At 40.5% G+C, this 17,442-nt stretch carries 12 protein-coding genes and 1 tRNA gene; 4 read left to right on the top strand and 9 right to left on the bottom strand.

The features are described from left to right. Nucleotides 1-490 precede the first annotated feature (490 nt). The 4 genes from MKI85_RS02110 to MKI85_RS02095 all read left to right on the top strand — a co-directional run bounded on the left by MKI85_RS02110 (nt 491) and on the right by MKI85_RS02095 (nt 4,320). On the top strand, nt 491-1,927 hold the full coding sequence (locus MKI85_RS02110) for a gamma-aminobutyraldehyde dehydrogenase (RefSeq protein WP_241624855.1): 1,437 nt from the start codon (nt 491-493) through the stop codon (nt 1,925-1,927). 68 nt (nt 1,928-1,995) lie between these two features. Next, nucleotides 1,996-2,472: an ester cyclase gene (locus MKI85_RS02105; RefSeq protein ID WP_241624549.1), complete on the top strand. Its 477-nt coding sequence runs from the start codon at nt 1,996-1,998 to the stop codon at nt 2,470-2,472. A 366-nt stretch (nt 2,473-2,838) separates the two neighbouring features. Beyond that, nucleotides 2,839-2,915 (top strand) — tRNA-Ile (locus MKI85_RS02100). Between the two features lie 967 nt (nt 2,916-3,882). Then, nucleotides 3,883-4,320 (top strand): hypothetical protein, encoded by a 438-nt coding sequence (locus MKI85_RS02095; protein ID WP_241624547.1) that lies wholly within the window; start codon nt 3,883-3,885, stop codon nt 4,318-4,320. A gap of 600 nt (nt 4,321-4,920) precedes the next feature. Here the strand turns inward: MKI85_RS02095 and MKI85_RS02090 are convergent. The 9 genes from MKI85_RS02090 to betI all read right to left on the bottom strand — a co-directional run bounded on the left by MKI85_RS02090 (nt 4,921) and on the right by betI (nt 17,127). Next, nucleotides 4,921-7,452 carry a TonB-dependent siderophore receptor gene (locus tag MKI85_RS02090; protein WP_241624545.1) on the bottom strand — a complete coding sequence of 844 codons (2,532 nt, stop codon included), beginning with the start codon at nt 7,450-7,452 and terminating at the stop codon, nt 4,921-4,923. Nucleotides 7,453-7,510: 58 nt separating this feature from the next. After that, the gene (locus tag MKI85_RS02085) at nt 7,511-8,476 is read right to left on the bottom strand and encodes a FecR domain-containing protein (RefSeq protein WP_241624543.1); all 966 of its coding nucleotides are present in this window, start codon (nt 8,474-8,476) and stop codon (nt 7,511-7,513) included. Between the two features lie 17 nt (nt 8,477-8,493). Then, nucleotides 8,494-9,003 carry a sigma-70 family RNA polymerase sigma factor gene (locus tag MKI85_RS02080; protein WP_241624542.1) on the bottom strand — a complete coding sequence of 170 codons (510 nt, stop codon included), beginning with the start codon at nt 9,001-9,003 and terminating at the stop codon, nt 8,494-8,496. Between the two features lie 184 nt (nt 9,004-9,187). Beyond that, the gene (locus tag MKI85_RS02075) at nt 9,188-9,673 is read right to left on the bottom strand and encodes a hypothetical protein (protein ID WP_241624541.1); all 486 of its coding nucleotides are present in this window, start codon (nt 9,671-9,673) and stop codon (nt 9,188-9,190) included. Between the two features lie 65 nt (nt 9,674-9,738). Beyond that, a complete protein-coding gene (locus MKI85_RS02070; protein WP_241624539.1) occupies nt 9,739-11,013 on the bottom strand; it encodes an MFS transporter in 1,275 nt (424 codons plus the stop codon). 68 nt (nt 11,014-11,081) lie between these two features. After that, the gene (mqo, locus tag MKI85_RS02065) at nt 11,082-12,716 is read right to left on the bottom strand and encodes a malate dehydrogenase (quinone) (RefSeq protein ID WP_241624537.1); all 1,635 of its coding nucleotides are present in this window, start codon (nt 12,714-12,716) and stop codon (nt 11,082-11,084) included. Between the two features lie 554 nt (nt 12,717-13,270). Further along, nucleotides 13,271-14,929: a choline dehydrogenase gene (gene betA, locus MKI85_RS02060; RefSeq protein ID WP_241624535.1), complete on the bottom strand. Its 1,659-nt coding sequence runs from the start codon at nt 14,927-14,929 to the stop codon at nt 13,271-13,273. A gap of 106 nt (nt 14,930-15,035) precedes the next feature. Next, nucleotides 15,036-16,508: a betaine-aldehyde dehydrogenase gene (gene betB / locus MKI85_RS02055; RefSeq protein ID WP_241624533.1), complete on the bottom strand. Its 1,473-nt coding sequence runs from the start codon at nt 16,506-16,508 to the stop codon at nt 15,036-15,038. Beyond that, entirely contained in the window at nt 16,501-17,127 is a 627-nt protein-coding gene (betI, locus tag MKI85_RS02050) for a transcriptional regulator BetI (protein WP_100242666.1), read from the bottom strand. Before betI ends, betB begins: the two co-directional genes overlap by 8 nt. Between the last annotated feature and the right edge of the window lie 315 nt (nt 17,128-17,442).

The raw sequence follows: 17,442 nt of genomic DNA, 5'->3' as shown, positions 1-17,442 counted from the left end.
CTTATTTGCGAGTCTGATTCAAAATTTACGTGTATAGCTAAAATTTTTTTCAAACCGCAAGGTATTTACAGGGCTTAATTTGTCGGTTTTCGGAATGGCAAACGAGAGCCAATTTGGCAATTTGATAAGGAGCCAATTTGGGAAAAAAAATCATTTTTTGTGTAAATTGAGAAAAATAACTTTACATATTTGTATAGATGTAATTTTTAGAGTGTATTTTAATTATTTACATATTTTTCAATATTTTATTGTTATTTCAACTATCAAATTGTTGAAGATAATATTTAAAATATGTACATATAATAATGGAAATATATATTGGATTACAATAGAAATATGAAAATATTTTTCCTTGACAAGAAAAAGTAGAAATACTACATAAGCAGTTGTGGTGAAAAAAAAGATATTTTATTGAATTGCGAAATAAGGAAATTGCATGACAGACCTTCATATCGGTGAAAATTTAGGACAGGCGAACGGATCTGTTCAAATGCACGTTAAACAATTAAAACATTTTATAAATGGTGAATTTGTTCAAACCTCAGGGATTGAATTCTTTGATTTAATTAGCCCTGTAAATGGTCAGATTTATGCTCAATCTCCAAATGCGACTCAACAAGATGTTGATTATGCGTATGATTGTGCAAAAGCTGCGTTTAAAGTCTGGAGGCGATCAACCCCATCCATGCGTCAAAAAGCATTATTGGCTTTTGCGGATGCCCTAGAAAACCATGCTGAACAGTTGGTTGATGTTCAAAGTTTAGAAACGGGTCAACTTAAACATATGATTGCTGCTGAAGAAATTAAAACCTCTGCAGACCATATTCGCTTTTTTGCAGGTGCTGCGCGCTGTCTGGAAGGGAAATCGACGGGTGAATATTTAGAAGGCTTCACGTCGAGCATTCGACGCGAACCGATTGGTGTGGTGGGACAAGTTGCACCGTGGAATTATCCATTAATGATGGCGGTGTGGAAAATTGCGCCTGCTTTAGCCGCTGGTAATACGGTGGTCTTAAAACCGAGTGATACAACACCGAATAGTACCTTGCTCTTAGCGGAAATTGCTGCGCCATTTTTCCCGAAAGGCGCGATTAACGTCATTCTAGGTTTGGCAGATGCAGGTTCAAAAGTTGTATCTCATCCTGTTCCTTCAATGGTGTCGATTACAGGTTCAGTCCGTGCAGGGTTACAAGTAGCAGCGTCTGCTGCGAGCAACTTGGCAAAAGCACATTTGGAATTGGGCGGTAAAGCACCCGTATTGGTGTTTGAAGATGCGGATCTTGAAAAAGCCACCGATGCAATTTCTGTAGCTGGTTTCTTTAATGCAGGACAAGACTGTACTGCAGCTGCACGTGTTTTAGTACAAGAAAGCATTTATGAAGCGTTTATGGAAAAAATGCTGGAAAAGACCAAAAAAATACACTGTGGTTTACCTGATGATGAAACCGCTTTATATGGTGCTTTAAACAATCAAAGACAGCTGTTCCATATTCAGGGTTTCTTAGATCGCTTACCCGCACACGCCAAAATTGTGACGGGTGGAAAACAAGTGACGCAATACGCGGGCTACTATTTTGAACCGACCATCATCTGCGGCTTAGAACAACAGGATGAAGCGATTCAAAATGAAATTTTTGGACCGATTGTGACCATCCAAACTTTCAAAGATGAGGAAGATGCCTTAGACAAAGCCAATGATGTTGAATTCGGTCTGGCTTCCAGCGTTTGGACAAATGACCATGGTCGCAGCATGCGTTTTAGCCGTGATTTGGATTTTGGTACGGTGTGGGTCAATGCGCACATTCCACTGACTGCGGAAATGCCACATGGCGGATTTAAAAAGTCGGGTTATGGCAAAGACTTATCTGGTTATGGCTTTGAAGAATACACGCGCATTAAACACGTGATGAGTGCATACGAAGATTAAGTCTTCGTACGCATCACCAGAATTCAATTATTAATCAACTCATATATTTTTTCTAAAAGGGATTACACATGAAAAATATTTTACAAGCACTTGTTTTAGTTCCAGTCATGGCGAGCGTAACAGTTGTTCATGCAGCTGTACCACCAAAGCAGGTTGTCGAATCTTATATGAAAGCATGGAATGAGCATAACGCGAATAAAGCGGCATCTCATTTAGCGAATGATGCGGTATTTTATGATGCTGCTGTAGGAACACCTCAAAATGGGCAAGTGGCAGCACGAGATAACGTCATTAGTGTATTTATAAATGCTGTGCCTGACTTAAAGTGGGAAATGACCAGTAAACCAATTGAGAGTAAAGATGGTATTTCTTTCCAGTGGAAATTCACAGGGAATAACACTGGCGCATGGGGTAAAGATACTCCAGCAACCAACAAGCCAATTAACTTTGAAGGCGTCAGTTTTGTTCGTGTTAAAAATGACAAAATCGTTTACCAAGGTGATTACTATGATTCTGCTACTTTGAACAAGCAGTTAGGCTGGTAATGCGCTAGACCTTTTCTGAGCCCTGCTGCATTTAATTGGCATTTGAGTAAATTTTTTGCAGTAGGGTTGGGTATATAAATCCATTTTTATTATGCTTAATAGGGATAAAGTGGATATTTGTTGCGTGATTCAATCAAATAAAAAAAGTTGATGATTCTGATTCGGTTGGTCAAAAAATGTCTATGTTAGCTTTACTCTTTTTTATGACATCGTTAGAATCGCTAACGTAGTAAATACTTCACGATAATCAAATAAGTCTATAGCAGATATTCAAACAACTGCCGCAAAAAACTTGCTTATTTAATTAAACATCGCTAGTATTGCTCAGTCTTCAAGTTATTGATTTAATTTCATTAACTAATATTTGGGCCTATAGCTCAGTCGGTTAGAGCAGCGGACTCATAATCCGTTGGTCCCCAGTTCGAGTCTGGGTGGGCCCACCAAATAAAACAACCACTTAGGTGCACTAATCCTAAGTGGTTTTTTGTTTTTAGAATTTCTGTAAGCACTCATCATAATTCTTATTGTAAGTTTTCGATTTTTTTTGCACTAAATTATTTGCGCTTAATCTGCACTCTAACGCATAAAGAACAATGCCCAATCAGACATAGTATCTGATTAGGCATTTTCGATATTAATGAATATTGGATATCCAAAGTCTCTATTCTAAAGTCATTAAATAGCTTCCTCATTTCTTCATGATCATTTGAAGAAACCATCACTTTACCTTTTGAACTACTCATAACACTAGCTAGGCTTTCATATTGTTCGTAACCAAAATCAACGCTATAGCCTGCTGTATCAAAGTAAGGTGGATCGGCATAACAGAGCGTGTATTCAGGGTCATAGCGTTTAAAACAATTAAGCCATGCTAATTTTTATATGTAAGTGCCTGACAGGTTGAGTATTTAATAAGTTCTCTTCAATTCTACAAAGGTTTATAAGACGACTTGAAGGCGTATATAAAGTTCTGTCCAACCTGCTTAACCGTGGTTGTGATTTTCATAATCTTGTAGCAATGCAGGTTTTCCTAATTATGATAATCGGGGCGCAATCATTGAGTTATGTTGAATGGAGACAGGTGTAGAACACTTCCCGTGTGAAGGTGAGCAAGATGACGAGTAACGTATAAGGATGATAGATCTATTTTGGGATGAGTCGGATGATGTTGTTGGGCAGTTGGGAGGAGGTTGGAAAATTATTTACAGGGAGTGATTTGCCTTGTTTTGGGGCTGCCTGATTGGGCTTGTTAGTGGGTGATTTAACTGGTTGTTGGTAATAAGTTGAATAGAATTTACCCAAAAATCGGGATGCAACTTTGATTGTATATTTGCTAATTTGGTATGGCCTAACCTCATATTTGGATAATAAATGTAAAAAAAATTAATAATTTAAATGGAGTTAATGAAAATGAGTCATCATCCGCTTGCAGATAAAATTATCGCATATAGTGATAAATATTTAGAAAATGCTGAACTAATGTTTTTGAACCCAGATGAATTAAAAGGTTTGTCACAATGGGCGTTAGCTGTTCAGCACCCCTTAATTAGAGATGCTCAGAATAACCCTGCTAATTATTGGGGTTTAGATATTATTACTATTGAAGATCTTAGCTTTAAAGCATCTTTCTTTAGGAAAGAGGATATTCAATATGCTATAGACAATAATTTGGAGATCATTAAAAAATTTAAAACGATTGAGCCACATCTAACATATGTAAATCCTAGCGTTGATATTCCTGTGACGAATGAATTCCTCACCTTAAAGGTGCCTAATATAGTGAAAATGGCATATCAGAAATTCATGGAGCAGCAAAAAATATGCAAGGAAATCTATAAACTTGCATAATCATAGTGGTTATACCCAACAAATTTGCATTGAATACTCCGCACAGTAGCCCTATTCGTAACGATGGGGCTTTTTATGGCTACTACACGTAAAACACAAACATCTGGTGCAACAACTTCAGATTCAGTAACACTATCCAGCCAACAACGAGATGATGTTCGATAAAGCTCTGAAGATACTCGCTTAGATAAGTAAAAATATATCGAAAAACAAAATCGATCAGCATCTCAAAGCTGGTGGTATTGAAATACCTAAGAAAAAACCTTGCTCAATTGGATCATCTAACACTATCCACCAGTGAAGTGGAGGATCGTATGGTTGTAGCACATGGTGATAGGTAAGGCGTACAGTCTAATGATTTAAAAGTACGAATCTTATGCATCCATATAACGTGGTGACTGAGTAGATTCTTACACAAATGTTAAGGGTAACTTAGGCGTATTCACACATAAGGAAATGGTCAACAATACACGGTTAGTTGTTATAGTGAATAGCTCGGATTAATACTACAAAGCTCTACAGAATGGACTTACTCAATTTATTCCATAGAGCATTTGATTTTACTTTGATTCAGTCATCTAATTTAAAAATGATGAATACTTACCATTGATATCGAACGCCCACATTCAAATTGGTCGGTGCGCCATAATAGCTATTGGTGGTGGATAAGTGATATTTCTCATTAAACAGATTATTTAGTTTAAAGTTCAGCAATAAATTTTCATTCACTTTATAGCGCGCCATTAAGTCCACGACAGCATAACTATCCTGAGTAAATTTCACTTTTGCAGGTCCAGCATTGTCCGAGTAAATATCGCTTTGCCATCGCAGACCGCCACCAATGGTTAAGGCTTCATTTAGATAAGGCAGAGTATAGGTGCTAAATAATTTGGCAGTATTGTTGGGAATAGTACTGTTGAGATTATTTCCCTGATTATCTTCCGATAAATTGCGTGTAAAACTGGCGGATATTAACCACTTATCGTTCAGTTTACCTGTAGTTTCTAACTCAAATCCTCGGCTTTCAGTACCAGATTCTGTGCGGTAGGCTTGAGATCCATCAGGTGCATAGACATTGGTAATTGCTATGGCTTTATTGTCTTCTTGGGTTTGATAAATGGCAGCTCCAAAATTCAATTGGTGATCAAAAAAGTCTGCCTTAATACCAAGCTCGGTGCTATTTCCGATTAAAGGCTCAATATATCCTCCAGAATTGGTTTTCTTGTCTTGAGGGGAGAAAATGTTGGTATAACTCGCATATCCTGTCCAGTGCTCAGTAAAATCATAGGTAATGCCAAAGTAGGGAATAACTTCTCCATTTTCTTGACGTTTCTCATAAGTAGTCGTTTGGTCAGATGAGGAATAGTCGTCGTCAATGCGTTCCCAGTTTTCGACACGTGTCCCTAAAATAATTGCGAGGGGATCAGCAAGTTTAAGGCGAATTGCACCGAATACAGATTGGCTGGTTTCATCATTGCTATACCAGCCATCAATCATGGTTTCAGGGCGACTAGGTGTAGTGCCATCCCAAGTAAATATGTTGTCTAAATCCCCATCCCATGTATAGGCATTATTCCATCCTGAATAGGTTGGGCGTTTATTTTCACTTTTGGTGTAGGTCGTTCCCAAAAATACGTCATGGGTTTGATCAAATAGATCAAAACTTCCGTTTAGGGTGAGATTAAACAAGTCTTGAGTGGGTTTATAATCCCAGCGTGTTGCATACAACATTGCACCAGCTCCCGTAACTTTATCTATGCCTGAGCGGGAATAGGTATATCCAACCACTTCATCTGAAGCGGTTTCGGTTCGAGAAATCGTGCCTTTAATGGTCCAATGCTCATTCAAATGGTGTTCAAGATCAGCAAAATAGGCTTTTGTGGTTCGGTCGGAATAGGTCCAACTTGCCGCAGCAGAATCTGAGCGTGACCAATCAATTAAGCTTCCATCACTATAAAATGAGGGCAATCCACCACGTGCGATGCCCGATATATCCATTTGTTGGTAACTAGCACCAACGCTGGCTTTGGTATTTGGGCTTAAGTTAGCCTCTATGACGCCATAGGCAATTTTACGATCTTCACTGTAGCGATCAATATAGGAATCTCCCGTCTGATAAGCCAGAACCGCTCGACCACGCACGGTTCCTGCCTCATTTAGTGGAGAAGAGACATCGACATCTGCTCGATAAGTATCCCATGAACCCAGACTGCTACTGACGGATGCTTTGAAATCCTGAAGTGGTTTTTTGCGGACCATATTAATACTGGCACTTGCTGTTCCAGCACCCGTCATTAATCCATTTGCTCCGCGGACAATTTCAACACGGTCAAACAGGGCGGTATCTTGGCTTTGGAAAATACTGGAATAGGAACTAAGAAGTTTGACACCATCTAGTAAGTAACTGTCTACAGCTTGTCCACGTGCATAAATCGGGGAGTTGTCACTACCAATATTGCCACTTTGATTAATGCTTAAACCCGCAGCCTGTGTCACGACATCGGTCAATTGTGTCAGATGCTGATCGTCCATTTGTTGACGAGTAATGACACTGACCAATTGAGGCGTTTGTTTTAAAGCTAAGGTCAAACCTGTTGCTGCTGTGCTTACCTCAGCCTTATAAGTGCCTGAATTTTCAGTGGCAAGAGTGTTGGATTGAGCTTTCAATGCAATTGTTGGTAGATGGGCAGTATTTGCATCGTCAGACATTTGAGCATGACTCAAACCATTGGTAGGGCGAGCTTGGGTTTGTATGGTCACTAATTTTATAATGTGGGTTTCTTTTTGTGCTTGAGGATTGGCTTGGATGCTATAGCCATCGTTGGTCACTTGAACTGCCACCAGCGCATGTGGCTGTAATAGTGTTGTCAAAGCCTGATCGACTGCGTAATGCCCTTTAAGGGCTTTACTCTGTAAATTTGATAGGGTATTGGCGTCATAACTAATGGTGGTTCCCGTTTGAATCGCAAGTTGTTTAAGTGCTTCATCTAAAGGGAGTTGCGTAATATTCACTGGATAGGTCGTCACAGCATAAACAGCGGTGCTTGCGAAGCTACTCGCCATCAGTGGAATCCCCAATAAGACTGCACGTATAGCAATCGCCAAGGTATTTTTAACCTGATTATCCTTCATGTATTTTTCTCTTATGAGCATCTATTTCTCTCTTAGTCGAATAACTCAGAAAAACAGCTCATTTTTTTTGATTTTTTTTGATATTGAGTAAATATGGACCGTAATTTTCCAGCTCAAGTGCATGGGTATAAGCCAGTGTTTCAATACTGTTATGCGGATTTTTGAGTGAAAATACACCCGAAACAGGCAGTTTCTTTAAATCACTTTCCAGATGGTAAATACCATGTTGATAGCGATAAAGCTCATTCAGGACTTTGTCTAGCGGCCAGTTTTCTACGACTAAAAGGTGCTGAGTCCAATTGGGTTGCTGATTCTTAAGTGGTTGGGCTGATGAAATCGCATGATCATTAAAACTTGCGGATAGCCCTTGTTTAAGAATTTTCGCATGGGCATTTTGATTTGGATGGATTGCCACAGCATGTTGATACACTTCGACGCGGGTAGATTTATGCTTCTCTTGCTGGACAGTAAATTCTGTACCGAGTGCCTCAATCAAACCAGATTGAGTTTTTACCAAAAAGGGGCGATGCTGAACGTCCTTCGCCGTTCGGATAAATATTTCACCTTTGATGAGTTTGATCCGTCGAGTATGAGCGGTATATTCAATATCGACATAACTATCACTGGCTAAAACCAGCTGAGAGCCATCATCTAAATTAAAATTTTTGATTTCCCCGACTTGGGTATGAAGATCGGATTGCCACTTCTCCCACGGCAATAGGCTCAAGGTGCTACCTAACAGCACCAGACCTGAAAAACTCAGCATCAGATTCCGTTTCACCGTAGTCTTAAATTTCTGATTTGAGTGGACTAACGTCTGAGGATGTATCTGTGTTGGAAGTTGGGTCAAACCTTGTGTGAACTGTTCCAGATGTTGGATGGCTAAAGCATGTTCAGAGCGGTTGGCTTTCCATTGTTCAAATTGAAGCAGTTCTTGATTGGAAATATCTCCGGAGTGCAGTAGAACCATCCAGTCTGCCGCAGTATTTAATATTTCATCTGAGATTTTCAATGAAGGGGGCATGATGGCTCTGCGCTTATTTATGGGTAAGAGAGACTTAGGCAGGCTAAAAAGGCGTGTTTCATGTCCCTTTTTACTGTGGCTTCGGAAATTTTAATTTTTTGACTGATTTCTTTATAGGTTAGACCATCGAGCTGAGAAAGTAAGAAGACTTGTGCTGTGCGTGCTGGTAATTGATCTAATACGACATGTAATTGAAATAAAGTCTCTCGGATACACATCTCGTGTTCTACGGAAGGGTGGACTTGTTCTGGAAGCTGAGCCAATGCTTCTAAATATAGACGTTCAATATGCAGCCGACGCCAGTAATCAATCATCACATGTTTCGCAATCCCCATAAACCATGCTTGCGGTTCTTTAATCTTTTCATATTGATATTGGCTTTTTAAAGCCCGATAGAAGACTTCCTGACTTAAATCTTCGGACTGATGGTGATGTTGTAGTTTGTGCTTAAACCAAGATAACAGGGTAGATTGGTGTAAGTGAAATTGCTCACTGAACCACGAGTTTCTGGGCGTCTTTGAATCCATATGTAATCTTAACCACTTCAAACATCCATGTTATGAGAGTGTAAGGATATGAATGTTTTGATGAATTGTAATGATAATAATTATCATAATCAATAAAAAATTAACTAGGACTAGGTTTAGTTGTACTTATTCAGATATTTAAAATGTCCAAGATGAAAACAATCGAGTCATAAAGCTATACCATTTATAACGCCCCAAATTGCTGCCAAGTTTCACCATTGTGCAGGGAGTTATAGTAATTTTGCAGTTCAACCAGCTCATAGTATTGGCTATAAGCCAACAGTAGCAGACCCATCACCAGTCCTATTTTTAGGAGCATCAATCGAGTAGGCGGTTTATATAAATTGTCGAGACCGAATAGAGTTAGGATTAATGCTGGAATCAGAACAACAGCTTTTAGATGACTTAAAAAATCGAGCCCATGCGTATATAACAATCCAATAATCAGCAGCACCAGCCCTAGACTGGCGTAAATGCGACTATCGAGCGAAGTTCGCAAGGCAAAAATACTCTGTAGTACCAGTACAAAACTGGCAAAGAGATAGAATGTAGTGCCCCCAATAATTACTGTATACATGGCGTTCAGCACACAATACGCCAATATGACAAAGATGATCACAAAATAAATCAGCGTATAAAGTCGATGGGTCAATTCGGTTGTTTTTGCCATAAAAATCAATCCTTATCTAAACTCATTACGCATGAAATAAGCATAGGCATATTCTGTGTAAGCTTCTATTTTTCTGTTGTAAGTATTGTATATTTCTCATAACTTGATGGTGTTTTTAGTAAATCTCGGGTACGAAAAAAGCTGAAAAGACACAGACTTAAACATAGACTGCCTCCGATCAGTAATGCTGGGGTGATGGAAAAATAACGTGATGTCATACTGCTGTTTAATGCACCAAACTGATTGCCCGTTGTGACCAATATTCCGTTGAGGGCAGCAACACGGCCATGTAAATCTTGAGGAGGAAGTTGTTGTAATAAGTTCTGGCGAATCACCATACTGATGCTGTCCAAAGCACCAATGAGCATAAGCAGGGCGATACTTAGCCAAAGTGATGTCGATAAGGCGAATACAAGTGTTGCGATTGCGATTCCTATACTGGCCAGTAACATATTGCGCCAAGCATTTTGGCTTGGCGTAAAATGCAGTAATACGCACATCATGATTGCCGTGCCGATAGCTGGTGCTGCTCTAAGTAAGCTTAAGCCTTCAGCGCCTAAATGCAGTACATCGTGAGCGACGATCGGAAGCAGCACGATGACACTACAAAATAATGCCGTAAATAGATCCAATAACATGCTCCAGAACAGTAAGCGCTGTTGCAGCATAAATTCGATAGCGTGTTTTAAACTTTGCAAAACTTGGCTGTGTGTCGAGATCGGAAAACTACGTGGACTGAGTCGCCAAACAGCAAGGCTGCCTACGCAACTAAACAGAAAGACGACACATAGCGTTGCAATAAGTCCAACATGGCTCAGCAATAATCCAGCACATAGCGGAGCTGCAATGGCTCCAAATTGCCAGATCGAAGTGGTCCAAGTGGCGGCATTGTTTTCCGCTTGCCGAGCAATTAAAAAAGGGCGTATTGAATTAAACGCAGGGCTGTATATTCCCCGCAAAATGCCTAAGCAAAAAATGAGAAAATAAACCAAGCAGAGCAGAGTGTTTTGTTCAATCTGTTGGGTCTGGAAAACGTAAAAAACCACAATCAATAACAGCGGAATACTGCTACTTAAACTAAAGCTCCACTGCAGAAGCTTTTGACGGTTATATCGATCTGCCCAATGCCCACCCAAAAATGACAAGCCAATAAAAGGCAGCAGTTCTACGATGGCAATTAAGCCTAAACTGAGCGGATCTTGGGTCATTTGATAAAGTGCAAAACCAATTGCGACTTCCTGCATGACTACAGCAACTACCAAACAAAGTTGATTGAGACTGAGCAAAGAGAAATCACGACAACGAAAAGCGATAAATGCTTCAGAGGGGATAAATGGCATAAAAAATATTGGAATAATATGAAAAACAAAAGGATGAACCGTAGTTCATCCTTTTGATACAGACGGAATTATTGCGCTTTGCTTAGAGCAGCTGTTGAATCATTGGCTGCTTGCGTCATAGGCGTATATTTCAGTCCTAAAGTTTGGCTGGTGTATTGACGTACTTGGTCAAGTAACACAGGATTTGTGCTTAACTCTTGTTGGTACGATTTTACAATTTCATGTAATTTTGGATTCCATTCACCTTGTACTTGTTGCGGGAAGGCTTTTTCAAGCAAACTCAGCATGATGTAGGGTGAAGTAGAAGCACCAGGTGATGCACCAAGTAGGGCTGTTACAGCACCATCTTTAGAAGCGAAGATTTCAGTACCAAATTGAAGTTTGGCTGGTTTGCCGTCTTCTTTTTTGATGATTTGCACACGTTGACCGCCGTGGTTTAAACGCCAATCTTCAGGCTTTGCATCAGGATAGTATTTTTTCAGTTCATTGAAACGATCTTCATCCGTCATCATGACCTGACTGACCAAATATTTCACCAAGTCCAGATTTTCCAGACCGACAGCAGTCATTGGTAACACATTGTTTTTGGTGGTCGATTTAATTAAATCAAGCTGAGAACCTTGTTTCAAGAACTTGTTTGAATAGGTCGCAAATGGTCCAAACAACACATATTTTTTACCGTCAATATAACGTGTATCAATATGAGGAACAGACATTGGCGGCGCACCTAGTTCAGCACGACCATACACTTTTGCAGTATGACCAGCAGTCACTTTAGGGTTATCGGTCATTAAGAACACGCCACCCACAGGGAAACCTGCATATTGCTTAGATTCAGGAAGATCAGTCATCTGCAATAATTTAATTGCAGCGCCACCAGCACCAATAAACACGAAGCGCGTTTTCACATGGCTGGTTGCATCTGTTTTCAAATTCTTAAAAGAAACAGTCCAAGTTTTGTCATCATTTTGGCTAATGCCAGTGACTTCAGTTGAGGTTTCTAATTTGAAGTTAGATTGCTTGTTCAGGTGATTAACCAATTGCGTGGTAATCGAACCATAGTTCACGTCTGAACCAACATCCATACGAGTTGCTGCAACTTTTTGCGCAGCATCACGCCCGTTCATAACCAATGGCGCCCATTGTTTAATTTCAGCAGGATTTTCTGAAAATTTCATGCCGTAGAACATCGGGTTTTGAACCATTGCTGCATAACGTTTTTCTAGGAATTTAACGTTGTCGCCCCAGACAAAAGCAATATGTGGAACAGGGTTAATAAAGCTACGCGGTTCGCCTAAAACACCTTGTTTGACTTGATAAGACCAGAATTGTTTTGCAACTTCGAACTGTTCAGCCACTTTTACCGCTTTGGTAATGTCCATTTTACCGTCTTTCTCAGAGGTATAGTTCATTTCCATAAAGCCAGAGTGACCTGTTCCTGCATTGTTAAAGCCATTCGAGCTTTCTTGAGCAACTTGATCTAGGCGTTCATACATGCGGATTTGCCAGTTCGGTTCTAGTTCGGTCAGATAAGTGCCTAAGGTTGCACTCATAATGCCACCACCAACTAAAACGGCATCGACAACAGGTTCATTATTTGAGGTTTGAATTTTTTTAGACGCAGTTGTTCGGAATAAAAAAATCAATACTGCAAGCAAAAGCAGTACGACAAATACCGTGAGGTATTTTAAAAAAGTTTTCATGCGATTTTGACCTTGGGAGCAGGTGTTTTGTATCGCTTTAAAGCGAATAGAGAGCAACAAAAAAATATAAAAAGAGGGTGATGGAAATGGTGGCAAACTAAAAGTTCAGAAGAGAGGGAGTGAAATACATGAATCCTTAAGAATAAGAAAAAATGTACCTTTTAGTTTAACCACACATTTCCGATCGGTTGCTATTTTAGACGAAATAAGGATTGACTAAGTAATTTTTATAATAAATGTGGATATAAAATGTATAAATTTCAGTGATGTTTTATTAATTTTTATTATATTTCAATGTCTTGATGTTATGTTGTTTTTGGTTGAAATGGATGAAATGTCCATTTATTCCTGTCCAGCACAGTATTTTATATAATTCACAGTATAATATTTACTCAATGTTAATAGTAATCTTGCTCTAAGCTTAAAATAATGAAACGATATTCAAAAAATATCATGAAGTAATACTTAATAAGTATAGGGATATAATAAAAACCACATTATTCGTGCCAAATAATGTGGTCTGGATGATATTAGTTCAATAAAAGTTATGCCGTTTAAATGGCTTGATAAAATGCTGCTGTTGAACGAGGTAAGGCTGCTCGTCCACGAATTTGATCGGCAATTTTCTCTGCCATCATGATGGTGGTTGCATTTAAATTCCCAGTAATAATTAGCGGCATAATGGATGCGTCGACCACACGTAAACTTTGTAGACCATGCACACGTCCTTGACCATCGACGACTGCCATTTCATCTTCCCCCATTTTACAACTACAAGAAGGGTGATAGGCAGTTTCAGCATGATTGCGGACAAAGTCATCTAGCTCTACATCGCTGCTTAGATGTTTGCCTGGACTGATTTCTTCACCGCGATAAGGATCTAATGCAGGTTGTTGCATAATTTCACGTGTGATACGAATGGCATCACGGAATTCGCGCCAATCTTGTTCTGTGGACATGTAGTTAAACAGAATACTTGGATGTTCAAATGGATCTTTAGATTTCAGCTTGATACGACCACGTGAAGGCGAACGCATTGAACCCACGTGGGCTTGGAAGCCGTGTTCTTTGACTGCATTGCTACCATTGTAGTTAATGGCAACAGGTAAGAAATGGTATTGAATATTCGGCCAAGCAAATTCATCGGAAGAACGGATAAAACCACCCGCTTCAAATTGGTTACTGGCACCCACTCCAGTCCCATTAAATAACCATTCTGCACCAATGGCAGGCTGGTTATACCATTTTAAGGCTGGGTAGAGCGAGACAGGCTGGGTACATTTATATTGCAGGTACATTTCCAGATGGTCTTGTAAATTTTCCCCGACACCAGGTAAATCATGAACCACATCAATGTCCATTGATTTTAAGAAGGTACTTTGACCTACGCCTGAGCGCTGTAAAATTTGCGGTGACGCAATTGCACCTGCACAGAGCAAGACCTCTTTATTGGCATAGACCTGATGTAACTGTTGCTGATTTGCGCCTTGAAGATATTCGACCCCAATTGCTTGTTTGCCACTAAACAGAATTTTATTGGTGGTGGCATGCGTCATAATGGTCAAATTAGGGCGCTGTTTTGCCATATCCAGATATCCGCGCGCTGTACTGGCGCGTCGACCATTGGGCGTGACAGTTCGATCCATGGGACCAAAGCCTTCTTGCTGATAGCCATTCAAGTCATCAGTACGCGGATAACCTGCTTGCACGCCAGCTTCTACCATGGCGTGAAAGAGTTCATTATTATTGGCTTTAGGTGTTGCAACACTCACGGGTCCATCATCACCATGGTAATCATTGGCACCAATGTCACGACTTTCTGCTTTACGGTAATAAGGCAAACAGTCGGCATAGCTCCAGTTTTCCAAACCTTTAAACGTCGACCATTGCTCTAAGTCCATGGCATTGCCACGGATATAACACATGCCGTTAATCAGCGAAGATCCGCCCAAGCCTTTGCCGCGACCACATTCCATGCGGCGGTTATTCATATGCGGTTCTGGATCGGTTAAGTACGCCCAGTTATAACGTCGCCCTTGCAGTGGATAAGCCAGTGCAGCAGGCATTTGGGTGCGAAAATCGAGTCGATAGTCAGGTCCGCCTGCTTCTAATAATAAAACAGAGACATCGGCATCTTCGGTTAAGCGTGCGGCAAGGACATTGCCCGCAGAACCAGCGCCAATAATAATATAATCGTAGTGTTGAGAATGCATAATGATCCTTGTTCTATGGCAGTACCACGCCCAAATAGAGCGTGGCGACATGTTGAGTTGAGGATGTAAAAAAGAGAAATTTAGAATGAAGGTTAGTATTTAGAACTCAGAAAATACTGTGATACTCGCCCAATTCGACTTGAACGGATTTAATGCGAGTGTAATGTTCAAGTGTGGAAATACCATTTTCACGCCCTACACCAGATTGTTTATAACCCCCAACTGGCATTTCGGCAGGAGATTCCCCCCAAGTGTTAATCCAGCAGATACCCGCTTCAAGTTGGTGGATAATGCGGTGAGCTTGCGAGATATCTTGTGTGACAACTCCAGCCGCTAAACCATAAAGGGTATTGTTCGCACGTTGAATGACTTCTTCGATGCTGTCATAAGCCAAAATGCTCATCACAGGTCCAAAGATTTCATCTTGTACAATCCGCATGTCATCTTTACAGTCTGTAAAAACAGTTGGCATGACATAAGCGCCCTGAGCCAGTTCAGCAGACGTCGCTCGTTCACCCCCAATTAAAAGTGTCGCACCTTGCTGTTTGCCCAATTCAATATAAGACAAAACTTTTTCCATATGCGGAAAACTGGTGAGTGGACCAAAATTGGTATCTTCTAACATTGGGTCACCCACACGGATGCGTTTAACACGTTCTACTACAGCCTGTCCAAACTCGGCTTTCATGTTGCGTGGAATAAACACGCGCGTACCATTGGTACAGACCTGACCCGAACTAAAGAAATTTGCCATGACTGCAATATCAGCAGCACGGTCGAGGTTGGCATCAGCACAAATAATCAGCGGAGACTTACCGCCGAGTTCCATAGTGACGTCTTTTAAACTGGATGCTGCGGCACTAGACATGACTTTTTTGCCTGTTTCCACACCACCGGTAAAGGAAATTTTGGCAATTTCAGGATGTTCAGTCAGCCATTGACCGACTTCATGTCCAAGCCCTTGAACCACGTTAAAGACCCCAGCAGGCAGACCTGCTTCGGTATAGATTTCAGCTAACTTAAAGGCAGTCAGTGGGGTAATTTCACTGGGTTTGAAAATCATGGCATTCCCCGCAGCTAAGGCAGGTGCAGACTTCCACAGTGCAATTTGAATCGGGTAGTTCCATGCCCCAATACCTGCTACAACACCCAAAGGTTCACGACGGGTATAGAAAAAACTACTTTCACGAAGGGGCACTTGTTCACCCTGTATCGCGGTTGCAAGACCCGCATAATATTCGAGAACATCCGCGCCCGTTACAATGTCGACGCTTGAAGTTTCGCTGTAGGCTTTACCTGTATCGATGGTTTCTAGACGGGCAAGTTCATCATTACGTTCACGTAAAATATCAACGGCACGACGCAGAATTCGTGCTCGCTCAACAGCCGTCATGGCTGCCCAAACTTGTTGCCCTTGTTGGGCGCTTTTTACCGCAGCATCAACATCGGTTTTAGAGGCTTGCTGAACACTTGCAATAATTTGACCTGTTGCAGGATTAATTGTGTCGAAGGTTTTACCACTGGTGGCATTGACATACTGTCCATGGATATACAATTGATGTAATTGTGCATCATTCATTTTGCTGTTCCTGCCGTATCTGTTGTATTAAGCGAAGTTGCATATCGACATAGTCATATGCAATAGAACGTGCCAAGTCACGATCAAATGCTTGATGACCACTTAAACTGCCGCGTAACCAAAGACCATCAATTAATGCAGCAAGCCCTTTAGCGACATGGCTGGCTTGATCTTTGGGCATCATCTGCAGTAAATGAAATTTCAAATTTGAATAAAGACGCTGGTCGTTTATTCGCTGCAAGCGACCTAAATCGGGCATGTGCATGCTGGCAGACCAGAAATCTAACCAGACACGCATAGCTGTTTGATTCACCTGACTGATGTCAAAGTTGGCATCAATAATTGCTTTAAGTAAATTTTCTGGCGTTGGCTGGCTAACTTTGGCTTTATACGTTGCCGCCGTTTCACGTAACACAAAGAGCATTTGGCGCATACAACTTTCTATCAGACCCTGTTTATCGCCAAAATAATGGCTCACGATGCCTGTCGAAAGTTGAGCTTTTTTTGCAATCTGAGCAATGGTGGTATTGGATAATCCCACCTCGTAAATGACTTCATAGGCTGCGCGAATGATTTCTTCACGACGTTCATGCTCAGGTTTTACTCTACGTTTATTCATGATAATCCAGAAAATTTACCTTAGATTTAAAGGTGTTAGATTCAATTATTGACATGGAAAACATCATAGCATTTTTTTATGATACTTTTAATTGATTGAACGTTCAATCAATTAAAAGTATCATGTTGTTTAAATTGAATGCAGTACTGCATAGTTCGCGTTCAATTTTTTAAGCTTTACCGCTTATTTATTAGATGGATAGATTTGTAGTAGGCTTTTTAGGGAGCAGTTTAAGAGCATGAGCATTTTTTTATGTTCCTGTTTTGAGCATCGGATATTGCACCCAAAAGCAGCTACAAAAATTGAGTTTAAGGA

It is taken from the genome of Acinetobacter zhairuonensis (assembly GCF_022601715.1).
Taxonomy (GTDB): Bacteria; Pseudomonadota; Gammaproteobacteria; order Pseudomonadales; family Moraxellaceae; genus Acinetobacter.
Note: the sequence above shows the minus strand (reverse complement) of the source record. Positions and strands in the feature narration are given on the sequence as shown.

Bases quoted from the DNA above. Each gene is read 5' to 3' on its own strand.
- MKI85_RS02110 (WP_241624855.1), top strand. From the start codon at position 491: ATGCACGTTAAACAATTAAAACATTTTATAAATGGTGAATTTGTTCAA.
- MKI85_RS02105 (WP_241624549.1), top strand. From the start codon at position 1,996: ATGAAAAATATTTTACAAGCACTTGTTTTAGTTCCAGTCATGGCGAGC.
- MKI85_RS02095 (WP_241624547.1), top strand. From the start codon at position 3,883: ATGAGTCATCATCCGCTTGCAGATAAAATTATCGCATATAGTGATAAA.
- MKI85_RS02090 (WP_241624545.1), bottom strand. From the start codon at position 7,452: ATGAAGGATAATCAGGTTAAAAATACCTTGGCGATTGCTATACGTGCA.
- MKI85_RS02085 (WP_241624543.1), bottom strand. From the start codon at position 8,476: ATGCCCCCTTCATTGAAAATCTCAGATGAAATATTAAATACTGCGGCA.
- MKI85_RS02080 (WP_241624542.1), bottom strand. From the start codon at position 9,003: ATGGATTCAAAGACGCCCAGAAACTCGTGGTTCAGTGAGCAATTTCAC.
- MKI85_RS02075 (WP_241624541.1), bottom strand. From the start codon at position 9,673: ATGGCAAAAACAACCGAATTGACCCATCGACTTTATACGCTGATTTAT.
- MKI85_RS02070 (WP_241624539.1), bottom strand. From the start codon at position 11,013: ATGCCATTTATCCCCTCTGAAGCATTTATCGCTTTTCGTTGTCGTGAT.
- mqo (WP_241624537.1), bottom strand. From the start codon at position 12,716: ATGAAAACTTTTTTAAAATACCTCACGGTATTTGTCGTACTGCTTTTG.
- betA (WP_241624535.1), bottom strand. From the start codon at position 14,929: ATGCATTCTCAACACTACGATTATATTATTATTGGCGCTGGTTCTGCG.
- betB (WP_241624533.1), bottom strand. From the start codon at position 16,508: ATGAATGATGCACAATTACATCAATTGTATATCCATGGACAGTATGTC.
- betI (WP_100242666.1), bottom strand. From the start codon at position 17,127: ATGAATAAACGTAGAGTAAAACCTGAGCATGAACGTCGTGAAGAAATC.